15 protein-coding genes and 1 pseudogene are annotated in these 19524 nt (G+C 69.2%); 4 read left to right on the forward strand and 12 right to left on the reverse strand.

The window, feature by feature from the left end:
* The first annotated feature begins 222 nt into the window (after positions 1 to 222).
* Positions 223 to 2859, forward strand: a complete 2637-nt coding sequence (locus C1703_RS25955; RefSeq protein ID WP_232840594.1) for a SpoIIE family protein phosphatase — start codon at positions 223 to 225, stop codon at positions 2857 to 2859.
* A gap of 21 nt (positions 2860 to 2880) precedes the next feature.
* On the opposite strand, the gene C1703_RS25960 is transcribed toward C1703_RS25955, so the two are convergent.
* Entirely contained in the window at positions 2881 to 4563 is a 1683-nt protein-coding gene (locus C1703_RS25960) for an immunity 49 family protein (protein ID WP_114255118.1), read from the reverse strand.
* Positions 4564 to 4669: 106 nt separating this feature from the next.
* Here C1703_RS25960 and C1703_RS25965 point away from each other — a divergent pair, with 106 nt between their 5' ends.
* On the forward strand, positions 4670 to 5107 hold the full coding sequence (locus C1703_RS25965) for a hypothetical protein (protein ID WP_114255119.1): 438 nt from the start codon (positions 4670 to 4672) through the stop codon (positions 5105 to 5107).
* A gap of 25 nt (positions 5108 to 5132) precedes the next feature.
* Here the strand turns inward: C1703_RS25965 and C1703_RS25970 are convergent, their stop codons facing one another.
* From C1703_RS25970 to C1703_RS26000, 7 genes and pseudogenes are all read right to left on the reverse strand, one after another.
* Complete coding sequence (locus C1703_RS25970; protein WP_114255120.1) at positions 5133 to 5924, reverse strand: immunity 49 family protein; 792 nt, start codon at positions 5922 to 5924, stop codon at positions 5133 to 5135.
* 615 nt (positions 5925 to 6539) lie between these two features.
* Positions 6540 to 7406, reverse strand: coding sequence for an immunity 49 family protein (locus tag C1703_RS25975; RefSeq protein WP_232840595.1), 867 nt, complete (start codon positions 7404 to 7406; stop codon positions 6540 to 6542).
* Between the two features lie 91 nt (positions 7407 to 7497).
* Complete coding sequence (locus C1703_RS25980; protein ID WP_114255121.1) at positions 7498 to 8391, reverse strand: immunity 49 family protein; 894 nt, start codon at positions 8389 to 8391, stop codon at positions 7498 to 7500.
* A gap of 225 nt (positions 8392 to 8616) precedes the next feature.
* Complete coding sequence (locus C1703_RS25985; RefSeq protein ID WP_232840596.1) at positions 8617 to 9480, reverse strand: immunity 49 family protein; 864 nt, start codon at positions 9478 to 9480, stop codon at positions 8617 to 8619.
* 12 nt (positions 9481 to 9492) lie between these two features.
* Positions 9493 to 12351, reverse strand: coding sequence for a hypothetical protein (locus C1703_RS25990; RefSeq protein WP_114255122.1), 2859 nt, complete (start codon positions 12349 to 12351; stop codon positions 9493 to 9495).
* Between the two features lie 170 nt (positions 12352 to 12521).
* Positions 12522 to 12639: pseudogene (locus tag C1703_RS39875) on the reverse strand (Imm49 family immunity protein); the annotation flags it as partial.
* 78 nt (positions 12640 to 12717) lie between these two features.
* The gene (locus C1703_RS26000) at positions 12718 to 13086 is read right to left on the reverse strand and encodes a hypothetical protein (RefSeq protein ID WP_114255123.1); all 369 of its coding nucleotides are present in this window, start codon (positions 13084 to 13086) and stop codon (positions 12718 to 12720) included.
* A 155-nt stretch (positions 13087 to 13241) separates the two neighbouring features.
* On the opposite strand from C1703_RS26000, the gene C1703_RS26005 reads away from it, so the two are divergent.
* Both C1703_RS26005 and C1703_RS26010 read left to right on the forward strand, forming a co-directional pair.
* A complete protein-coding gene (locus C1703_RS26005; RefSeq protein ID WP_114255124.1) occupies positions 13242 to 14354 on the forward strand; it encodes a glycosyl hydrolase family 18 protein in 1113 nt (370 codons plus the stop codon).
* On the forward strand, positions 14351 to 15391 hold the full coding sequence (locus C1703_RS26010) for an aminoglycoside phosphotransferase family protein (protein ID WP_114255125.1): 1041 nt from the start codon (positions 14351 to 14353) through the stop codon (positions 15389 to 15391). Before C1703_RS26005 ends, C1703_RS26010 begins: the two co-directional genes overlap by 4 nt.
* Here C1703_RS26010 and C1703_RS26015 read toward each other — a convergent pair.
* The 4 genes from C1703_RS26015 to C1703_RS26030 are packed head-to-tail and all read right to left on the reverse strand — an operon-like array spanning position 15366 to position 19279.
* The gene (locus C1703_RS26015; protein WP_114255126.1) at positions 15366 to 16142 is read right to left on the reverse strand and encodes a succinate dehydrogenase/fumarate reductase iron-sulfur subunit; all 777 of its coding nucleotides are present in this window, start codon (positions 16140 to 16142) and stop codon (positions 15366 to 15368) included. The two genes, C1703_RS26010 and C1703_RS26015, sit on opposite strands and share 26 nt — an antisense overlap.
* On the reverse strand, positions 16139 to 18079 hold the full coding sequence (locus C1703_RS26020; protein ID WP_114255127.1) for a fumarate reductase/succinate dehydrogenase flavoprotein subunit: 1941 nt from the start codon (positions 18077 to 18079) through the stop codon (positions 16139 to 16141). Before C1703_RS26020 ends, C1703_RS26015 begins: the two co-directional genes overlap by 4 nt.
* 16 nt (positions 18080 to 18095) lie before the next feature.
* Positions 18096 to 18932 carry a hypothetical protein gene (locus C1703_RS26025; protein ID WP_114255128.1) on the reverse strand — a complete coding sequence of 279 codons (837 nt, stop codon included), beginning with the start codon at positions 18930 to 18932 and terminating at the stop codon, positions 18096 to 18098.
* Between the two features lie 56 nt (positions 18933 to 18988).
* The gene (locus C1703_RS26030) at positions 18989 to 19279 is read right to left on the reverse strand and encodes a hypothetical protein (protein WP_020277543.1); all 291 of its coding nucleotides are present in this window, start codon (positions 19277 to 19279) and stop codon (positions 18989 to 18991) included.
* Positions 19280 to 19524 lie beyond the last annotated feature (245 nt).

Raw genomic sequence — 19524 nt, forward strand, 5'->3', positions numbered from 1 at the left:
CGAGCGATTGGTTCAGGCCAGTGGCGGTTGCCGACGGACGTGATTCGACGACGTGTCCCCTGGTTAGAAGACTGGAAGTGTTCTCACGGTCCGGACCGAAAACCATCGGGACCGTGCTGTGATCGTGAACACCGTGTTGTGCGGCACCGTAGTGCTGGATACTGCGGGCAGCCGCCCCCGGTGACCGGTGCCGGACGCGGTGAGCTGGAGGGGACGGTTCGCGTGAGCGAGATACCAGCGAAGGCCACGGAGTCCGAGGACCCGTCGGACGGCGCGAGGGCGAGGGCCGCGGACGGCCTGGCCTCCGCGGTGGGAGGCGCGCTCGCGGCCGACGGGGTGCAGCCCGGGGACGCCATGTGGCAGAGCAGTCCCCCGGGATCCATCTACGACTACATCAAGGTCGCCTCCTTCTCCATCGGCCCCGACGGGCTCGTCGACCAGTGGAGCCTGCGCGCCGAGCACCTCTTCGGCATCCCCGCCGAACGCGCCGTCGGCATGGACCCCATCGAGACCTTCATCGACCCGCGCCATCACGAGCGGGGCATGCGCAAGATGGCGGAGATCCTCGACGGCCGCGAGTGGACCGGCGTGGTGCCCTTCCGGATGCCGAAGGGCGTCGAGGGGGAGTGCGGCCACGAGGGGCTCGCCGAGGTGTACGTCATGCCGACGCGCACCGAGGACGGCGAGAAGGCCGCCGTCTGCATCGTCGTCGACGTGCGCACCCTGCGCAGCATCGAGACCGATCTCGCCGCCTCGCAGGCCATTTTCGGTCAATCCCCGTTCGGTTTCCTGCTGATCGACCCCGATCTGCGGGTCCGCCGCGTCAACCACCGGTTCGCGTCCATCTTCGGCGGCGCGCCCGACGACCACCGCGGCAAGGGCGTCCACGACTACCTCCAGCGCGGCGAGGCCGAGCGGGTCGCCGCCACGCTGCGCCGGGTGCTGGAAACCGGCAGCTCCATCACCGACATGCACGTCACGGGCTTCGTGCCGGGCTCCGACGAGCGCCGCCACTGGTCCGTCAACCTCTACCGCGTGCACAGCGGTTCGGGCCGCCCCATCGGCGTCGCCTGGCTCGGCATCGACATCACCGCCCGCCGCGCCGCCGCCCGCGAGGCCGCCGCCGCCCGGCGCAACCTCGCCCTGCTGAACGAGGCCGGCGCCCGCATCGGCAACTCCCTCGACCTGGAGACCACGGCCCGTCAGCTCCTCGACGTCGTCGTCCCCGGCTTCTGCGACCTGGCCACCGTCGACCTCTATCAGGGTCTGCTGGTCGGCGACGAGACTCCGCCCGGGCTCGCCGACGGCAGCGCCGAGCTGCGCCGCGTGGCCTTCGCCAGCGCCGTCTCCGACGCGCCCTTCGCCGGTACCGGCGTGCCCGTCGCGGTCGGCGCCGTCCACCACTACCCGTTCAACTCGCCCTGCGCGGACGCCCTGCGCACGGCCCGCCCGCAGACGGTCCCGGGCGAGGACGGCGGCCTGGTGCAGTCCACGCTGGCCGTGCCGATGGTCGCCCACGACACGGTCGTGGGCCTGGTCCAGTTCGCCCGGACGAAGGGCAGTGAACCGTTCGGCGACCGGGACCGCGACCTCGCCGTGGAGCTGGCGGCCCGCGCCGCGGTCTGCATCGACAACGCCCGCCTCTACCGGCGCGAGCACGAACGCGCGTTGATACTGCAACGGTCCCTACTGCCGCCCGGCGACCCGGAGGCCTCCGGCCTCGACATCGCCTGCCGCTACCTGCCCGGCAACGCCAACACCGGCCGGCCCAGCGAGGTCGGCGGCGACTGGTTCGACGTCATCGAACTCCCCGGACACCGCACGGCGCTGGTCGTCGGCGACGTCATGGGCCGCGGCCTGCGCGCCGCCGTCGCCATGGGCGAACTCCGCACGGCGGTCCGGACGCTGGCCCAGCTCGACCTGGAACCGGCCGAAGTGCTCTCCCAGCTGGACGAGATCGCCCGCGGCCTCGGCGCCCCCGGGGGCGTCCAGCAGGCGACCAGGGCGGCCCGCCGCCCCCGGGAGGCCGACCTCTCGGAGGTCTACCTGGCCACCTGCGTGTACGCGGTCTACGACTCGGTCACCCGGCGCTGCACCTTCGCCAACGCGGGCCACCTGCCCCCCGTCCTCGTCGAACCCGGCGAACAGGCCCTGATGCTCGACGTGCCGCCGGGCATGCCGCTCGGCGTCGGCGGTGAGCCCTTCGAGGAGGTCGAGGTCGAACTGCCCGAGGGCGCCCTGCTCGCGCTCTACACGGATGGACTGGTCGAAAGCCGCGACCACCCCCTCGACGAGGGCCTCCAGGCCTTCGTCAGCGCGCTCGCCGACCCCACCCAGCCCCTGGAGGACGTCTGCGACCACGTCCTCAACACCCTGGACACCCATCACGGCGAGGACGACATCGCGTTGCTGATGGCACGTGTACAGGGCCTGCCCACCGAGTCCGTCGGCGACTGGACCCTGCCGCGCGAGCCGCGCAGTGTGGGCCGGGCCCGAGAGTACGCCCGCGCCCAGCTCCTCAGCTGGGACCTGGAGCCCTTGGTCGACACCACCGAACTCCTGGTCAGCGAACTGGTCACCAACGCCCTGCGCTACGGCGAGGGCGAGATCCGCCTCCGCCTCCTCCTCGACCGCACCCTGGTCTGCGAGGTCTGGGACTCCGGCCTGGTCCAGCCGCGCCGCCGCCGGGCCCGCGACACGGACGAGGGCGGCCGCGGCCTCCAGCTCGTCGGCCTCCTCAGCGCGGCCTGGGGCTCCCGCCGCACGCCGCGCGGCAAGACGGTCTGGTTCGAACTCCCCCTCCCGGACGGTGGAACCGGCCTGCCGGATCCGGCGGAGGCGCTGTTGAGCTTGTTCTAGCGGGGTCTGCGACCCCGGTCGTCAGGAGAACTCCTCCAGCCGCTGCCGGTTGAGCAGGTGCGCGGGCAGACAGGGCTGCGCGGGATCGACGGGAAACCCGTAGTCGTAGGCGAGGCTCGCCATCGCGAGCGGCCCGAGTGCCACCCGGGCGCGCGGGGCCGCCGATCCGTCCCAGTAACCGCCATGCTCCGCGACGGCCTCGGCGAGCGCCTTGGCGAAGGTGTCGTGGTCACGTGCGATGAGCCGGTGGAAGAGGGCGGCGGGCTGGTAGTCGATCGCGTTCACGAACTCCGTCGGCGCGTGGGTCACGCCGTCCCGCCCCGACGTCTCGATGGTGGCGACGAGCTTCTCGACGACGTCATCCATGCTGGGACCGTCCGAGAAGTAGGCCCGCAGGGTGTCGATCCAGTGCAGGACGTACTCGTCCACGGAATCGTCCTGGCGCAGCGTCTCCGACGGCACCCGGCACAGCCGGCCGATCCGGTCCGTCTGGCGGCACACGATCGCGAGGTAGAGGGCGTCGAGCCAGCCCCGGGCGTCCGCGGGCGGTTCGGCGGGGAAGGCGGGCAACTGCCAGACGAGGTCCTCGCCCAGGTGGCACTCCTGCGCGGGCGCGCCGGTGAACAGTGCCGAGCCGAGCCGGGTCGCGGTGGCCCACGCGTCCCACGTGTCGATGTGCGCGACGTCCGGGTCGTAGGCGCAGCGCGCGTGGGCGAGCGACACGAGGGAGCGGAACGCGTCGGCCAGGGTCGCCGGGTCCTGCACGAGGCGGTCCATCGACTCCGCGGCACCCCGCATGAGTTCTTCGAGCCCGGCAGGCTCAGCGGCGGCGCGGGTGGCGAGACGGCCGGCGCGGTCGAGATGGACCAAGCCCTTCATCAGGCCCAGGAGATGCGGCGGCGGCTGCAGGGAGAAGGTGAGGGTCTCGTGATCGATGACCGTGAGCGAGGTCAGGGAGCCGCGGTGCCACCAGTAGACCCGCGGGGACAGCGCGCCCGGACCGTCCTCGTGGGCGCCCAGGGCGTACGCGGCAAGGCTGTTGACGGCGTCCACGACGGAACCGTCGGCGATCGGGTGGTACACCAGGTTGTGCCGTGTGGGCACCACGACCAGGGCGCCGGCGTCCGGAAGCCTCTCGCCGACGACCTTCCAGGCGACTTCCGCGAGGAACAGCGCTTGGCCGGCGACGAACGGGGAGTCCCCGTAGACGGAACGCAGCCTCGCCCCGCCCTCGACGCCCACCTCCTCGTGCCGGACGGGCACGCGCATCAGGTTCGCGCGCGCCGCCTCCCCGAGGGCCTGGAGCCCGGCACGCTCCACGTCCCGGTCGGTGAGGAGCCGCACGCTGGTGGGCCCGTCCAGGGCGTAGGCGAAGACCAGGCCGTCGGCCACGACGCGCGCGTAGCGCAGGGAACCGAGGAGTTCGGAAGGAACCGAGTCGACGGGCAGCAACCGGGCGTGCACACCCCGGAGCAGTTCCTCCGCGCTCTCATCCCCCTGGCTCGCCTGTCGCAGGCGGTCGAAGTGCGCGGCGACCAGGTCGGGCCAGTGCTCCTCCGGCGCCCTGCTGCACGTGTGCGCCAAGGACTCGAGGGAGTACTGGTGTCCCTCCCGGTAGTGCGGGGCGGCCAGTGCGCGCAAGTGCGTGGCCTGTGCGGCGGAGAGCATGGGCAGTTCGGAATCGGCGAGGTCGTCCGGTGTCATACCTGCGACCCTACGAGGCGTGTGCCCCGTCCCTGCGCCCGGCTTCCGCCCGCCCCTCGAGAGGCCCTGGGCCGGTCCAGGAGACAGGGTCCTAGACTCACCACACATGAGTGACGTGTTCGCCGTTGACCTGGCCCTCGACCTGTCGCCGAACCTGCCGGACGCCGTACTCGCGCACCTCCGCCGTCACCTGGAGGCCGACAGCGCGGACGACGACAGCGACGAGGTGGACTGGCCGGACTTCGTCCCCCTGCTCGCGGACCGGGGCCCGGCGGCACACATCGGCGGACTGCTGACCGGCGACCTCCACCGCGGCCCCCACCACTGGTCCCTGACGGCCCGCCAGGAGATCCACGCGGAACTCCTGCCCGACCTGGTCGCCCTGGCGGAGATGCTCGCCTTCAACGCGAGGACCGACGGAGTGATCGGCCAAGTGCGGTTCTACGAGGACGAGATCCCCGAACTCTTGGTCAACAGGTCGGGAACGCTGGTCAAGGTGCCACTGCGGAAGGCAGAACAGAATGCTTCCCGGCACCTGCCGTAGGGCACCAACCTGAACTGGCCGCGAGTCAGGTGGGAAACTCACCACACCATTTGCGGCTGATGAGCACAGCGGGCAGGTACTCGGACTCCACCTCGACGGGCAGGCCCGCGTCGTGGGCGGAGCAGGCCAAGGCGAGCGGGGCCAGGGCGACGAGACCCGAGGCCTGGAAGGCGCGGTCCTCCTCGCTCCAGTACTGCTTGTGCAGTTCGAGCGCCCGGGCCAGCGCCTGGTCGAAGGTCTCGGGGTCCTTGCGGATGAAGCGGTGGAAGACCTCCATCGGCGGATACAGCAGCTTGCTCACTGTTTCCGGGTCCGCGACAGCCTCCGGCTCGGTGCCGTCGACCGCGGCGACGAGCTTCGGCCCCAGGTCCGGGCCACCGCGCCAGTACGTCTGGATGGTGTCGATCCAGGCGTAGTGATACTCCTCGAACTGCCCGCCGTGCTCCCGCAGAAGAGAGAGCGGGACCTGGCACAGAGCGGTGATCTTGTCCCTCTCACGGCAGATCACGGCCAGGTAGAACGCGGAAAGCCAACTGCCGGGATTCACGTACCACTGCGGACCGGTGGCCTGCAGAGTGAGGTCCTTGTGCGCGATGCGGCACTGCACCTGGTCGTCCGTCGTGGCCGCCGCCGCGAAGACCGCGGAGCCGACCTGCATGGCCGTGACCCAGGCGTCCCACGAGGGGAACTCCGCCGCCCGGGGATCGATCAGGCAACGCGACTGAGCCAGGGTGAGCGTGACACGCTGGGCGTCGCCCAGCCTCATGGAGCGTTCCTCCAGCCCGGCGATCAGCTGCCGAGCGTTCTCCTGGAGCACTGCGAGACCCTCTTCCGCGTTCCCCGTGGGCAACGGAGGGCGGGGAATGATCGAGACCAACGCGTCTGTCCTTGGAAGATCTTGAAGTGCTTGAGCTCGGCCCCAGGATACCCAGAACTGGTCGAATCCCTTCGAGTCGCCGACGGGCGCCCGTTGATCCATGAGGCAGTGCGCTTCCGCCAGGGTGAGAGTGGTACCCAGGGCATCGCCAAGACTGGTCGAGTCCGCCTCCAGCCCCTCGTTCTCCTCCTGGGCGTTTCGCTGAAGGACGGCGAGACCTGCTTCCGCGTTCCCCGTGGGGAAGTGGTGACGGGAGACCGTCGAGACCAACGCGTACGCCTCGGAAACGTTCGGAACGAATCGTGCGGACATACTCGATGGTTCCCTGCTTCACCGTCGTGGCGTTGTCGGGCTGGTCAACGATGTTGCTGTGGATCGTCCTGCGACCAGGCCTCCGGCGCGGACGTACCGCACCTGGACTCCCGGCCCACGACCCTGCCCTGGTCGGCGTGGGCACCCACAAGGTGCCCGGTCAGCTGCCAGTGTTTTCGCTTGTACTGGCGGAGATGCTCGAGTCCAGCACGTAGCGGGAGCCCGTCTCGCTCGGCGTGCTCCTCAGGTGTCGTACTCGCCCACCCAGGACCGCCGCAGGAGGGCCCGCGGGAGGTACTCGGACTCGACTTCGACGGGCATGTCGGCGTCGTAGGCCATGCAGGCGATGGCGAGCGGACCGAGGGCGACCAGGCCCTCGCCGCTGAGGGAGCGTGCTTCGTTGGCCGTCCAGTACTCCTTGTGGCAGGTGAGGGCGTCGACAAGAGCGGTGTTGAACTGCTCGGTCTCCCGGCGCAGGTAGCGGTGGAAGAGTTCGAGAGGCGGATAGAGGATCTTCAGCATCAGTTCCGGGCCGGCGATCACGGCGGCTTCGGGGGTCGTGCCGTCGATAGCAGTGATCAGTGTGTCCCAGGTTTCCTGTCGCCCGAACCAGAAGTTCTGGAGAGTCTCCACCCAGGCGTAGATGTACTCGTCGAACTCCGCGCCCGACTCACGCAGGAAGGAGACGGGTACCTGGGCCAGTTGGTTGACCCGGTCGTTCTCGCGGCAGATCACGGCCAGGTAGAAGGAAGTGAGCCAGTTGCCCGCGTGGAGATAGTCCTGTGGGCCGGTGGCGGGCAGGTGCTTGACCTCACCCGTGCTGCAGACGCGGCACGGCACGGTGCCCTCGGTTGCCGTGCCGGCGGCGAAGAGCCCGCAGCCGATCTGCATGGCGGTGACCCAGGACTCCCAGGCCGGGAACTCACCTGCTGTGGGATCCGTCAGACAGCGCCACTTCGCCAGAGTGAGTGTGACTGGCAGTGCGTCGTATCGGTCGTCCTCCGAGGTCTCGACGTGGTCGAGTACGTCCTTGGTGCTCTTGATGATGGGTGCCATGAGCTCGGCCGCGTTGTCCGCGCGGAACTCATGGCGGGGAATGCGGGTGACCACTTGCTCTCCTCGGACTGCCTGCTCCGCGTGCGTTGGCCCGGCTTGTGGACGAGGGACGGGTGCCCCATGTCGGCCGATGGTGAGGGCCACATCAGGTGGGGAACTCACCGCACCAATTGCGGCCGATGAGAACCGCGGGCAGGTACTCGGACTCGACCTCGACAGGGATGCCTGCGTCATGGGCGAGGCAGGTCATGGCGAGTGGGGCCAAGGCCACGAGCCCCGAGATGCTGACGGCCCGGTCCTCCTCGCTCCAATATTGCTTGTGCAGTTCGAGTGCCTGGGTCAGAGCGCGATTGAAGCCCTCGTGATCCTTGCGGATGAAGCGATGGAACATCTCCATCGGCGGGTACACCAGTTTGCCCACCGTTTCCGGGTCGGCAACCGTCTCCGGATCGGTGCCGTCGACCGCGGAGACCAGCTTGGGGACGAGGTCCTGACCTCCGAGCCAGTAGGTCTGAAGGGTATCGATCCAGGCGTAGTCGTACTCCTCGAAGCGTGAACCGTTCTCGCGGAGCAGGGACACGGGGACCTGGCACAGGGCTGTGATCCTGTCCTTCTCCCGGCAAATTACCGCCAGGTAGAAGGCTGTGATCCAGGTCCCGGGGTGCACATACCACTGCTGGCCTGTGGCCTGTAGGGCGCGGTCCTTGTGGGCGATGCGGCACTGCACGTATTCCTCGGTCGCCGTCGCGGCAGCGAACACGGCCGAGCCGACCTGCATGGCTGTGACCCAGGCGTCCCACGTGGGATAGATCGCTGCCCGTGGATCCATGAGGCAGTGCGCTTCCGCCAGGGTGAGAGTCGTACCCAGGGCATCGCCAAGACTGGTCGAGTCCGCCTCCAGTCCGTCGATCTCCTCCTGGGCGTTTCGCTGAAGGACGGCGAGGCCTGCTTCCGCGTTCCCCGAGGGGAAGTGGTGACGGGAGACCGTCGAGACCAACGCGTACGCCTCGGAGGAGTTCGGAATGAATCGTGCGGACATACTCGATGGTTCCCTGCTTCACCGTCGTGCCGTTGTCGGGCTGGTCAACGATGTTGGTGTGGATCGTCTTGCGACCAGGCCTCCGGCGCGGACGTACCGCACGTGGACTCCCGGCCCACGAACCTGCCCTGGTCGGCGTGGGCACCCACACAACGGAAGAGGTCGGCGTGCCGCCTGACGTTCCACCCGAACCGCTCGAAAAGGCCCCAGGTCTTGAACGTCTGTTCAGTATTCGATCTCGCCGATCCAGGCATACTCCAAGAGAGCCTTGGGCAGGTACTCGGACTCGATTTCCACGGTGATGCCCTGGTCGCGGGCGAGGCATGCCATGGCCAGTGGGCCGAGGGCGACGAGACCGTCGGCGCTGGTGGCGCGGTCCAGGTCAGCAGTCCAGTACGCCTTGTGCCACCGCAGGGCATCGGCCAGGGCCTTGTTGAACTCCGCAGGGTCGCGGCGGATGACGCGGTAGAGCAGAATCATTGGCGGATACAGGATCTTCGACATCAGATCCGCGTCGGCGTACCGCAGCGCTTCCGGGCCGGTGCCGTCGACTGCCGCAATCAGCTTGTCGCCCACGTCCGGGCGGCCCAGCCAGAAGCTCTGCAGCGCCTCCACCCAGGAATAGATGTACTCGTCGAACACCGCGCCGGACTCGCGCAGGAAGGAGATGGGCACCTCGGCCAGCCGGTGCAGGCGGTCATTGTCACGGCAGATCATCGCGAGGTAGAAGGCAGTGACCCACGTTCCTGCGTTCAGGTAGGACTCGGGGCCGGTCGCGGGGAGCGTCTGCTCCTGCTCCTTGATCCGGCATGTGATGCTGGCGCCCTCGGGGGCGGTTGCCGCGGCAAAGAGCGCGGACCCGGTCTGCATGGCCGTGACCCAAGCCTCCCAGGTCTCGAACCTGACGGCCTGGGGGTCCACCGCACAGCGCTGCTGCGCCAGAGTGAGCGCCGTGCTCAGTGCCTGAGGGCGCAGGACGGGTGATTCAGCGAACTCGGCAAGGATCCAGTTTGTGGTCTCGCCGAGGGCGTCGAGAGTGTCCGGCACGTCGTCCGTTGGGTACTCGTGGCGGGGAACGGTCGTGACCACTGACGCTCTCCTCTAGTTGAACCTGTTGCTGATCGGGAACTGTTCCAAGGCGGCCCCGGCGTAGCTGCCGGTGTTTTCGTTGGCCTTGACCAGGACGTAGTCCAGCTTCCCATCCTTCCACGCCCGCAGGAGTTCTCCCGCTATGCGGACGTCCGCTCCCTTGCGGCTCATCATCTCGGCGATGATCGTGTGGACATACTCCGACGTGCCCTGCCGGACCATCCAGCCCTTCGCTGGGCCAGCCCCCTGGCGCCAGATCAGGTCGCTCTTCGGCGCCTTCGCCTCGACGATCAGATAGCTGCCGTCTTCACGCTTGTACAACTGGTCAAACATGTTCGCGCCGTTGGGCGTCTTCGGTAGCGTGACCGGCGTGTAGTCCGGGAACCGTTCCGGGATGACATGGATGCGGGCAGCCTCCTCGCCCAGGCGCTCGGCGATGGCGCTGTTGTTGGGCGTACCGGCAAGCCGCTGATCGTACGCCTTCTGGGCCTCGGCCAGGGAGTCCTGCAGTGCTGTATCGGCCGGATGCGACTTGGCTGCCTTCTCGGCGGCCGTGAGCTCCATGGCGACATGACGATCCTTCGCCACATTGTCCAGATGGTCGATCTGGGCATTGCTGAGGGAGTCGGTGCTGATGGGAACCGGGTCCAGCCTGGCGGGCGGCTGCTTGGAAGGCATGGAGTCCCGCGCGATCCAGTTGCCGTCCGCATCCTTGGCGAGGACAGGCAGGTAGTCGCCGTTCTCGTCGACCAGATCGGTGCTGTGCCGGTGGCCGTCTGAGCGGTAGTACTCCTTGAACCAGTCCGGGTTGGTGTTGGCCTTGTGGATCTGGTCGTCGATGATCTTCTGTTGTTCTTCGGGCGTCCGCGCCGCATGCGATTCGTCGGCGGCTCTGGAGCTCTCGTCCGTCTGAGGCGCAGTGGTGCCCGCCTCGTCGCCGACCCTTCCCCCATCGCCCAGGTCGTCGGCCCCGCGTCCGATGTCGCCGAGGCTGTCGTCGCCGAACCTGGTGGCCAGATCGTGGAGGGCGCCTGTGGATATCGAACCGCCGAGACTCCCAGGACGCAGCGCGGTGTTCGCGGCTCCGGGCGCGGTGTTGTCCAAGCTGTTGGATGAGATGTGATCGCCTGGGCCGCCCGGCAAGTCGTTGCCCAGACTGGTGCTGGGAACCCCGCTGTCCACACTGTTGGTCGGCAGGTTGTTGGCCAGGCCGCCCGGGGCATTGTCGGTGATGCTGCCTGGGCCCTCGGCGTGGACCCCCGGAGTGGCCCCTTCGTCGCCGGTTCGGCCGATGTCGCCGAGGGCATCGTCGAGGCTGTTGCCCAGGCGGATGTGCTGGCCGGCGCCTTCGACGGTGTGGGCTCCCGCGGTGACCAGGGCCGGCTGCTGGGCCGGGGAGTCCACGCGTGGGGTGTCCGCACCGGAGGCAGGCGAGCCCGTGTCCGGCATGTGGGGCTGGTCGACGACGTCGCCGGGGCCGTCGGCGGATTTCTGCAGGACGTTGCCGTGCTCGTCGAGGATGTTGCCGTCCGGGTCGTAGTAGCGGGCCGGGGCGCCGTCCTCGGTGGGGAGTTTCGTGGTGCCCTCGGGCAGGACCGGGGCGTCGTCGGGCAGTCGGACGTTGCCGTCGGGCAGTTTCGTCGCGCCGTCCGGCAGGGCCGCGCCCTCGGGCAGTTGCACCGTGCCGTCGGGAAGCTTGACCGTGCCTTCGGGCAGGGTGACGGCGTTCTCGGGCAGGGCGGGGATGTCGATGTTGCCGACGCCCTTGAGGCCCTTGGTGATGTCGCCGATCTTCGACAGGCCCGCGCCCGCGCCCTTGGCGATGTAGGTCATCGGGTCGATCACCCGGCCCGCCTTGCCCGCCACCGACAACGCCTTCGCCACCGCACCCGCCTTGCCCGCACCCGACGCCGCCGCACCCGCGCCGCCGGTGAAGACCGTCGTCAGCACGTTGAAGGTGACCGCACCCGCCGCCCGGGCGGGATTCTTGCCCCACTGATCCCAGGCCACCAGCGCCTTGCCGGTCTCCTTCATCGCCGTGCGCGAGTCACGCAGCCAGGAGGGCATGTCCTTGTCCGACGCCGTCCAGAACCACGCCTGCGCTCCGGGGATCGCGGTGATGGCCAGGCCGGTGGCGAGCTGGGCCAGGCCCTTCCATGCCTGGCCCATCGCTTCCCAGCCGCCGAAGCCGACCAGGGTGCCCAGGCCCTTGATCGTGCCCCAGATACCGTCGACGATCAGCCCGTCCCACACGAACGACTTCACCCAGTGGCCGACCTCGTACCACTTGTGCTTCTCCTCCACCGGGTCACCCCAGGGGAGTTTGGCGTTCTTCATGTCCTCGGCGTTGAAGCCGTACTGGTTCTTCTTGTCCGAACCGTCCCCGGCCACCATCTGCGTCCCGCCCCACAACGCGGTGATCTTGTTGTGGCAGGTCCGCTCCGCCGCCCAGAACGCCGCGACCGTCGCGGTGATGTCATCGCGCAGCTTGTTGTGCTCGTCGACCTTGTCCTCGTCGTACTCCCACTCGTCATCGTCCTTGACCGACGAGACAAAAGCCGCCGCGTCCGCCTTCAACTGCTTCAGCTTCGCCACCAGCGGACGGATTTCGGTGGCGTATGACGACAGCGCGCCCGAGACCTTCTCCAGGTCGTCGGCGAAGGCGTCCGCCTTCTCCTTGACCGGCTTCGTCGTCGCGAACAACTGCTCCGCCTCCGGAGCGTGGTAGAACGCCGACAAGCCCTGGAAACGGGAGTGGATGTCACCGCCCGCCTCCCGGACGTGACCCGCGTCCTTCTTCAGGTCCGCGTAGTCCGTCTCCAGCTGCTCCAGATTCCCGGTGAACTGCGGGATCTTCTCCGGCTGGATCACGTTTCCCAACCCCCGTACGCCTGTTGCCGCTTGCTCCGGACCGAGTCCCTCTGAGCTTCAGTCAGTCGGATCATCATACGAAGGGGTGCGGGTGGGGTCTGTGACCCGTTACGGAACCCGCACACGCAACCGAACGCGCGTGGCTCGTCAACCTGCCTCTCACGTGTCGACTCGCCCACCCAGGACCGTCAGGAGGGCCCGCGGGAGGTACTCGGACTCGACTTCGACGGGCATGTCGGCGTCGTAGGCCATGCAGGCGATGGCGAGCGGGCCGAGGGCGACCAGGCCCTCGCCGCTGAGTACTCCTTGTGCCAGGTGAGGGCGTCGACAAGAGCGCGGGGGATACGGGTGATCACTTGCTCTCCTTCACGTGCCCTTCCGCCAGGCCCGGGTCGGTCGACCGTGTCCATCCCAGGCTGAATCCGCCAAGAGCGTCATCCCGTTCTCGGCGAACACTTGGCGCGCAGCAAGCACACCATTGGAATGCCATTCTTTGAACTCACCGACGGGCCGGCCCTCCCGCAGTGTTCCCTCGGAGCGAAGGGTGCCGTCCTCGTACCACTCGCGGGACGGTCCGTTCTTGTACCCGTCGACGTAGTTGTCGAGGCTGACGAGGCTCTCGCCGAGGTGTTCGGTCACCTCGCCGGTGAAGGGTTGGCTTTGGTAGTACAAGCGCCCCGAGTCGTCCATGTCGACTTCGGGGGCGTCGATGTCCATGCGCTGCACGTCTGTCATCAGGGACTCCCGTCGCGCAGGACGGCAAGGACGGCAAGGGCGGCGGCGCGTGGTTCGCGTGTCGGATCAACTACGACAACGCCTCGAACCGCAACCGAACTCCCGTTCCCACTCGTCACCCCTGTCACCACTGCGAGATCGACGAGGGAGACGGCATGGACCGCACGGAGGGTACGACCCGGAACGACAACGACCCTGCTGAATCGCACGCCGGGCCGGAGCCCCAAGCCCAACCTGAAACCGACCCCGACCCCGCCCCCAGACCCCGCCACCGCCGCTGGCTCAGACGCGCAGCCTTAACCCTGCTCATCGCCCTCCTCCCCCTCATCACCGCCGAAACCGCCCTCTACATCAACTACACCGGCGACCCCGCACAGGGCACCCACACCCGCAACCGCGACGCCCTGTGGCTCGGCCACGCCTGGGTCGACGGCCGTAAGAAGGACGCCGACGTCACCGCCCTGGCCCGCCGCCTGCAAGGAACCGGCATTCGTGACCTGTACGTCCACTCGGGCCCCCTCGAACACGACGGCACGCTTCCCAAGTCGGTCTATCCGAGAGCCCGCTGGTTCATCGACGCCGTCCACGAGAAACTCCCCGGCGTCCGCGTCCAGGCCTTCCTCGGTGACGTCCTGGCGACCGAGAGCGCCGAGGGCATGCGCGTGGAGGACCCCAAGACCCGCGCCGCCGTGCTGCGTTCCGCCCGACAGGTCCTGGACACCGGCTACGAGGGCATCCACCTCGACCTGGAGCCCATGCCGTCCGGCAACCGCGCCTTCCTCACCCTGCTCGACGCCCTGCGCCGCGAGACCCGCTCCCGGGACGCGCAGCTCTCCGTGGCCGCCCACCAGATCGACCCGCTCCCGAACCTGCACACCGTGTTCGGTCTCTTCACCGAGAACCCCAAGTGGTGGTCGCAGGAGTTCTTCGGCCAGGTCGCCCGCCGCGTCGACCAGATCGCCGTGATGACGTACGACACCGCGCAGCCGCTGGAGGGCACCTACGGCGGCTACGTCGCCCAGCAGACCTCCCTCGCCCTGGAGGTCACTCCGGCCTCCACCGACCTGCTGATGGGCCTGCCCTTCTACTACGAGAGCAACTTCGACCACTGGGGCCACGCCGAGACCGTGCCCGCCGCCGTCCGGGGCGTCCGGCTGGGCCTGTCCCGCACGGACGCCGACCGGGCCCGCTTCGGCGTCGCCCTGTACATCGACTTCGCCGCGACCGAGGCGGACTGGCGGGCGTACAAGGAAGACTGGGTGCGGTGACTCCAACCGCGAGCAACGACGGCCGCCACCCTCACCCCCGACGCCCCCTCACCCGCGCCGACCTCGCCCCCCTCGCCCGCGCCGCCCTCGCCCCCGGCCGTACCCTCACCGGCGTCGAGCGCCTGCGCGGCGGCACCAAGAAGGGCGTCTACCGTCTGTTCCTCGACGACGACTCCACGGCCGTCGCCTACGTCTGGTCGGCCGACGAGGACTACTGGGACCAGCCGGACCCCGACCCCCGCGACCCCTTCTCCCACGGCACGGGCCTGGACCTGTTCCGGGCGGCCCACGACCGGCTGGCCGCCGCCGGCGTCCGCACCCCGCGCCTCCTGTACGCCGACGCCACGCACACGCACCTCCCGGCGGACGCGGCCGTCGTCGAGGACCTGACCGGTGGCAGCCTGGAGGACCTCCTGGCTCGGGACCCGCACAAGGCGCCTCAGGCCCTGGAGCGGATGGCGGAACTCCTCGCCACCCTGCACGCCCACACCGGCCCCCGCCTCGGGAAGGTCGCCCTCGTCGACGACGGCGGCGACGACGACGGCGGTTCCTCCCACGCCGCCACCTGCGAGCAGCGGGTCACCGAGAGCGCCCTGCGCTCCCTCGCCGAAGCGGCCCGCCGCGAGCCCCGTGCCGCCGCCGTGCGCCGGGAACTGGAGGAGACCGTCCACGCCCTGGCCGCCGAGGTCCGCCCGCGCGACCGCCACACCCTCGTCCACGGCGAACTGGGGCCGGACCACGTCCTGCTCACGCCCGACGGGCAGCCCGCCCTCATCGACATCGAGGGGCTGATGTACTCCGACGTGGAGCAGGAGCACGTCTTCCTCCGGCTCCGCTTCGGCCCGCACTACGACGCCCTGCGGGCCCCGGGCCTGGACGAGGCCCGCATGCGCCTGTACCGCCTGTCGATGCACCTCGGGCTGGTCTCGGGTCCGCTGACCCTCATCGAGGGCGACTTCCCGCACCCGGAGCGGATGCGGGAGATCGCGGAACACAACCTCCAGCAGGCGCTCAGCCTGCTGAGGAGCGCCTCCTGATCTTCGAGCCCAGCCAGACCAGGGGGTCGTACTTGCGGTCGATCGCCCGTTCCTTCAGGGGGATCAGCGCGTTGTCCGTGATCTTGATGCCCTCGGGGCAGACCTCCGTGCAGCACTTGGTGATGTTGCAGTACCCCAGGCCGTGCTCGTCCTGGGCGGTGGTCTTGCGGTCCAGGCCCCTCTCCGCCGCCGCGTCCAGCGGGTGCATGTCCAGCTCCGCCACCCGCATCAGGAAACGGGGACCCGCGAACGCCTGCTTGTTCTCCTCGTGGTCACGGACCACATGACAGGTGTCCTGGCACAGGAAGCACTCGATGCACTTGCGGAACTCCTGAGGCCGGTCCACGTCCTCCTGCATCATCCGGTACTCGCCGGGAGCGACACCGGCGGGTGGCACGAAGGCGGGAACCTCCCTCGCCTTCTGGTAGTTGAAGCCGACGTCCGTGACCAGGTCGCGGATCACCGGGAAGGCGCGCAGGGGCGTGACCGTGATGGTCTCCGCGCGGTCGAACACCGACATGCGCGTCATGCACATCAGCCGCGGCCGGCCGTTGATCTCCGCCGAGCAGGAACCGCACTTGCCCGCCTTGCAGTTCCAGCGCACGGCGAGGTCGGGCGCCTGGGTGGCCTGGAGCCGGTGGATGATGTCGAGCACCACCTCGCCCTCGTTGACCTCGACCTCGAAGTCCTCCAGGCCGCCGCCGCTCACGTCCCCGCGCCACACCTTGAAGTGGGCCGCATAGCCGCTCATTCGTACAGCTCCTCTTCGGCGAGGTACTTGACCAGCTCCTCCTTGTCGAACAGGGCGAGCAGGTCGGCACGGACGGGTTCGGTGGTCTCGCGGGTGAGCGTGATCTGGCCGCGGACCGGGTCCGTCGCCGCCAGGCCGCCCGTCGGGTCGGTGAGCGCGCAGAGCAGGTTGATCCGGCGCCACTTGCGGTCCATCGACGGGTGGTCCTCCCGCGTGTGGCCGCCGCGCGACTCGGTGCGCTCCAGCGCGGCCCGCGCCACGCACTCGCTGACCAGCAGCATGTTCCGCAGGTCCAGGGCGAGGTGCCAGCCCGGGTTGAACTGCCGGTGCCCCTCGACCCCGGCCCGGCGCGCCCGCACGCGCAGCTCGGCCAGCTTCTCCAGGGCCTGCTTCATCTCCGTCTCGCGGCGGATGATGCCGACCAGGTCGTTCATGGTCTGCTGGAGTTCCTGGTGCAGGGTGTACGGGTTCTCCGGCGGGCCCCCGGCCGGTTCCTCGATCTCCGCCTCGGCCGAGAAGGGCCGCAGTGCCTCCGCGGCGGCGGCGTCGATCTGCCCGTCGTCCACGGCGGGGCGCGCCCCGGACCGTTCCGCCGCGTACTCGGCCGCGTGCCAGCCCGCCCGGCGGCCGAAGACCAGCAGGTCGGACAGGGAGTTGCCGCCGAGCCGGTTGGAGCCGTGCATACCGCCGGCGACCTCACCGGCCGCGTACAGCCCGGGCACCCCGCGCGCCGCCGCCGTCTCGGACTCGACCGCGATCCCGCCCATCACGTAGTGGCAGGTGGGCCCGACCTCCATGGGCTCCGCCGTGATGTCGACGTCGGCCAGCTCCTTGAACTGGTGGTACATCGACGGCAGCCGCCGCTTGATCACCTCGGCGGGCATTCGCGTCGACACGTCGAGGAACACGCCCCCGTGCGGGGAGCCGCGGCCCTCCTTCACCTCGGCGTTGATCGCCCGGGCGACCTCGTCGCGGGGGAGCAGCTCGGGGGGACGCCGGTTGTGGTCCGGGTCGTCGTACCAGCGGTCGGCCTCCTCCTCCGTCTCGGCGTACTTGTCCTTGAAGACGTCGGGGATGTAGTCGAACATGAACCGCTTGCCCTCGGAGTTGCGCAGCACCCCGCCGTCACCGCGCACCGACTCGGTGACGAGGATGCCCTTCACCGACGGCGGCCAGACCATGCCGGTCGGGTGGAACTGCACGAACTCCATGTTCAGCAGGGGAGCGCCCGCGAGGAGGGCCAGCGCGTGGCCGTCGCCGGTGTACTCCCAGGAGTTCGACGTCACCTTGAAGGACTTGCCGATGCCGCCGGTCGCGATCACCACGGCCGGTGCCTCCAGCACGAAGAAGCGGCCCGACTCGCGCTCGTAGCCGAAGACCCCGGAGACGCGGCCGTCCTCCTTCAGCACCCGCGTGACCGTGCACTCCTGGAAGACCTTCAGCCGGGACTCGTAGTCGCCGGTCTCCCGGAAGTCCTCCTGCTGCAGGGAGACGATCTTCTGCTGGAGGGTGCGGATCAGCTCCAGGCCCGTGCGGTCGCCCACGTGGGCGAGGCGCGGGTACTCGTGGCCGCCGAAGTTGCGCTGGGAGATCCGGCCGTCCTTGGTGCGGTCGAACAGCGCGCCCCAGGTCTCCAGCTCCCACACCCGCTGCGGCGCCTCCTGGGCGTGCAGCTCGGCCATCCGCCACTGGTTGAGGAACTTGCCGCCGCGCATGGTGTCGCGGAAGTGGACCTGCCAGTTGTCACCCGCGTTGACGTTGCCCATCGCCGCGGCGATGCCGCCCTCGGCCATCACCGTGTGCGCCTTGCCGAACAGCGACTTGCAGATCACGGCCGTACGGGCGCCCCGCTCGCGGGCCTCGATGGCGGCGCGCAGCCCGGCACCGCCCGCGCCCACCACGACGACGTCCCATTCCTGCCGGTCGACCACGGACATCAGAACGCACCCCTCATCAGAAGAACCGCGGATCGTCGAAGGCGCCGGACGCGAGCAGGTAGACGTAGAGGTCGGCGAGCGCCACGCTCACCAGCGACGCCCAGGCCAGCTGCATGTGCCGGGCGTTGAGCTTCCCCACCCACTGCCACATCCGGTAGCGCACGGGATGCCTGGAGAAGTGTTTGAGCTTGCCGCCGACGATGTGCCGGCAGGAGTGGCAGGAGATCGTGTACGCCCAGATCAGCCCGATGTTGACCAGGAACACGAGCGTGCCGAGGCCCATGTGGCCCCACGCGTAGTTCTCGTCGCGGAAGGCGAGCACGGTGTCGTAGGTGAGGATGCCGGCGACGAGGAGCGCGGCGTAGAAGAAGTACCGGTGGATGTTCTGCAGGATCAGCGGGAAGCGGGTCTCGCCGGTGTACTTCTTGTGGGGCTCGGCGACCGCGCAGGCCGGCGGGGACGCCCAGAAGCCCCGGTAGTAGGCCTTGCGGTAGTAGTAGCAGGTCAGCCGGAAGCCCAGCGGGAAGATCAGGATGATGATCGCGGGGGAGATCCCCCACCAGCCGCCGAAGATCTCCCAGTTCGGGCCGGCCTTCATCGGCTCGCAGTTCTCCGCCAGGCAGGGGGAGTAGAAGGGCGAGACGTACGGCGCCGCGTAGTAGTCGGCGTTCGCGAAGGCCCGCCAGGTCGAGTAGACGATGAAGGCCAGCAGGCCGGCGACCGTGCCGGCGGGGGCCAGCCACCAGCGGTCGGTGCGCAGGTGCGGGGCGGCGATCGCGGCGCGCGTACCCGCCCGCACGCCGCCGCTTCTCGGATGGGGTTCGGTGGCGGGAGGTTCCGTACCAGTGGCCACGTGACGACTCCGGTCGGGTTCAGGGGGGAGGTGCCGGTCGCTCGACGCCCTCCCGGTCAGGGAGCGCGCCGGTCCCGGGCGCCGAGCCCCTCGTCGTCCGAGTCGACCCACAGCGACGGGTCGTACGGCGCGTCCGAGATGGTGACGAGGTCGGGGCGCTTCGGCGCGGCAGGCGTGGCGGCGGCGTCGCGCAGCAGGGCGACGCTCTCGCGCAGGTGGTTGGCGTCGGCCCGGACGCGGCGCATCTCCAGGCCGCCGGTGCCGAGCTGCTTCTCCAGGCGTCCCAGCGAGCGGAACAGCTCGTCGAGGCTGCGCTGGACTGACGTCAGTTCGTCGTGAACGGACATGACTTGCCCTCACTTCCACGGGTCCTTCGCGGCCCAAGGCGGCAACGTTCATGCGCCTGCGAGTGTTGCGCGTCACACCTTGTGCTGTGAAGGGATGTGCATCGATTGGCCGAGGCGTGTGGGTGCACCGAGCGGTGCGTTGGTCCGCATGGGTGGCTTCCCGTCCGTGACCGCCGTGTCGCCCTGTGTTGCCGAACCCTTTCCTCTTCAGTGGCCGCATACATCAGATGAACTCCAAATACCGC

Source organism: Streptomyces sp. Go-475 (assembly GCF_003330845.1).
Classification (GTDB): domain Bacteria; phylum Actinomycetota; class Actinomycetes; order Streptomycetales; family Streptomycetaceae; genus Streptomyces.